This window comes from Bradyrhizobium sp. 142, assembly GCF_023074015.1.
In the GTDB taxonomy this organism is placed as follows: domain Bacteria; phylum Pseudomonadota; class Alphaproteobacteria; order Rhizobiales; family Xanthobacteraceae; genus Bradyrhizobium.
In genome coordinates, this window is sequence record NZ_JADPKQ010000518.1 from 1 (window position 1) to 3,072 (window position 3,072).

Here is a 3,072-nt window from a genome sequence, read left to right on the forward strand (position 1 = left end):
ATTTTGCTCTGCGCCAACGCCTTGATGCGCTCGCTTCTCAAGTTTCCGAACTTGAGAACCTTCGAGGCCAAGTAGCCGAGGCCGAGCGCAGAATCTTCGCTGCGGCACGCGAAACCAGGAAGGCGGTTTATGAGGAGTCCCGCTGGCCCAGCACGCGATAATCTGAATTGGCGACGAAATCGGGCCATTGAAGACTTCGCTGCTACCGCCCCAACCCCCGGCGGTGGATTTTGGACATTCGTGATTACCGACAGCAGTTTGAGAACATGTCCGTCGATGAGTTATGGGCTCTGTTTACGGACGTCGATCAGATTCTGGCCGCGAGGATCGTTGCCAAAAAGGAAGAACTAGAAAGGCGCCTCAATCAACTCCGTCGAACAGACGGACGAGGTTCATCAGAGATCAGCGAACGTTCATAATTGTCGCGCCAATTGTAGCCTGATCTTCCCTTGTCCGCGCCGCGCGCCTCACCGATGCACGGGTAGTCCGCGCAATAGATCAGCCCTCAAGTATGCGGCGCCTTGCTCTATCTGAGTCAGATCCGGCCAAAGTTGCGCTTCTGCGCAAAATTGCGGACGAAGCCGAGAGGGGCGTGCTTTGCACTCCGGATCGTGTGGTAATCGGCAGCGCGGACCCAAAACTAGGTTCGCCCCGAAGCGTCAGCTAATCGGACGATAAGCGCGAAAAGCCGTTGGCGTTGGGAATTGCCGCAATAGCCGTCACTTTTATTTTGATTTAAATCCTGGGAAAATTTAGATTTGTTAATGACCGTAAAGTCACAATGCAGACAAATGGAAATAACATCTTCTGAACCGCTGCTAGTGACAAGCGCCAGTTCTCCCACGAGTAGAGAAGGGGGCAGCGTTGAAGAGATTTCAAGCAATCGAGGGATTGCGAGGCTGGCTGGCGTGGACTGTGGTCTTGGCGCACCTTGCATACTGCTCGGGCTTCAATACGGGAGCATTGGCGGCACAGTTCAGATCGCTAGGCCTACCCGCTGTCCTCGTTTTTCTTATCGTCAGTGGCTTCGTAATCACGCACGTTGTTGTTGAAAAACCGCAAGCATATCCAGTCTATCTCATCCAGCGTTTCGCACGACTTTTTCCGTTGTTTGCCGCCACCTGCATTTTTGGTTTCTTTACCAACGATCTGCTTGCCATTTCGCTAGCCGCTCCTGGTTTTAACGACTCCGAATTCGCAAAGGTTGTGAATGGTGTCGCCGCAAGCAATCATAAGTACTTCCGGTCACACCTTCTCGCGCATGTCACGATGCTGCACGGCGCCATTCCCAATGCAGCGTTGCCGTATTCGGAATACGCATTCAACATGCCAGCCTGGAGCATTTCGCTGGAATGGCAATTCTATCTCGTTGCGCCGCTGATAATCTGCATCATCCGTAATGAATTATTATTCCCGTTACTGGCCATTGCAGTTGCAATTTGTGAACTTTGGTTCAAGAGTTTCGTCGGCACTGTTCAGCCCGGAGCACTGCCGCTCGCAGTTTGCTACTTCGTGATGGGAATTGTGAGCCGATTGACCTACCCGTACGTGGAACGTCATAGTTGGCTGGTCCCGTGGCTTTGGCGATCGTGCTGTTTCCATTGCGCAGTGAACTGCGACCGTTCCTGATCTGGTTTATTGTATTTTTTGGTCTTCCGCAGAAGTGCCGTGAACGGCCGGGACTTGCTGGCAATATATACTCTTGCGCGCTCACGAATCCCGTGGCGCAATATTTTGGTTCGCGCTCCTACTCGATCTTTCTGTGTCACTACCCTATCATTTCAGCGATCGTTTGGCTCGTCTTCAGCTACTCTGGGATTGTTCCTGAGATGTTGCTGCTTTCATGCCTGAGCATACCCGCCACGATAATCGTTTCAGAACTCACGTATCGATACATCGAACTGCCGGGGATGATGATGGGAAGACGCGCCGCGGCTTGGATGCAGCCGCCGATCTCGTCGGGTCTGGCTTCCCAATGAACATTCATGCGAAGACCCGATCGAAGATGAAGATCCAGTCGCTCAGGATCAACGCGTAAGGCGTCGTCCGTGAAGAGCGGCTAAGCGATTGAGCTAGAATCGCATTTGTCTTTGTGGACTGTTTTGCGATTGCAGGGTTTTGATGCTTGGGGCATCGGAACCTTGCAATTTCATTTTCAGGATTCCGTCGAATCGCCAGTCATGATTCCGTCGTCGCATCGGAGGTGGCGATGCGACCGAAGAAGCACAGCTAATCGGGGGCGTCTACGCATCACCCCGACGCGACGTTCACCTTGATTGCGCGGCCGCCAACTGAGCGGTCAGTGAGTGAAGATTCGGAGCCGCGCCGCCAAGCGCGTCAATTCATTCAGCCGCCCAAACACTCCCTTGGGGGCACCTTGGGGCATCCTTAGGAACGCCACCAATGCGACAGAGAAGTATCGACTTCTGCACCCGTTGCTTGCGTCTTTGGGTGATAGGTGATGCCGCGTGCCCTGAACATAGCCGCGATATCAGCCGGCGTCGCGCGGCCTGTTGCAACGAGCTCATCCGTCTTGAATTCGTCGACAACAAACGGCTTGCCAGCCTGCCGGCAGACCAACTTCACGAAGCAGGCGACGTCGCCTTGAGTGGCCGCTACGGTGCCGGCTTCGCTCAATACGTTCCGTTCACTCATATAGATTGATTGGCGAAATTTGGAGCTAAGCACGAGCAACGCGGTCTCCTGCCGATCAGTAAGGAAAAGGCGCAGCAGCAGAACCACAATCATTGCATCTCTGCATCTGTCTTTTCCGATTTGCCGCGCTAACCAGCTCGTTTCCACGCGATTAAATGCGACACCGATACCAATTGCCAAGGCGAGGATCAGATCAAACTCAGCATTGCCGAAGATACCATGACCGAACCACTGGATGACGCAGGCAAGGAGCCCGATGGCGATATGCAGAGCTATCGCCCAAAGTTGGTGACGGCGGGAATCGGGAAGGCGGCATATCGTGGGGGTGCTTGACGCCTCCACTTCTCCACCGAAGGAGCGATATGCCGTGTCCAACGATAACGTCATCCAGCTGATTCAGCCAGGAATCTTCGACGA

General features: G+C 53.8%; 3 protein-coding genes. 2 read left to right on the forward strand and 1 reads right to left on the reverse strand.

The features are described from left to right. The first annotated feature begins 864 nt into the window (after positions 1–864). Complete coding sequence (locus IVA82_RS46430) at positions 865–1,629, forward strand: acyltransferase (RefSeq protein ID WP_247387005.1); 765 nt, start codon at positions 865–867, stop codon at positions 1,627–1,629. Continuing rightward, on the forward strand, positions 1,575–1,979 hold the full coding sequence (locus IVA82_RS46435; protein ID WP_247387006.1) for a hypothetical protein: 405 nt from the start codon (positions 1,575–1,577) through the stop codon (positions 1,977–1,979). Before IVA82_RS46430 ends, IVA82_RS46435 begins: the two co-directional genes overlap by 55 nt. Positions 1,980–2,388: 409 nt before the next feature. Here the strand turns inward: IVA82_RS46435 and IVA82_RS46440 are convergent, their stop codons facing one another. Further along, positions 2,389–3,030 carry a hypothetical protein gene (locus IVA82_RS46440; protein ID WP_247493962.1) on the reverse strand — a complete coding sequence of 214 codons (642 nt, stop codon included), beginning with the start codon at positions 3,028–3,030 and terminating at the stop codon, positions 2,389–2,391. Between the last annotated feature and the right edge of the window lie 42 nt (positions 3,031–3,072).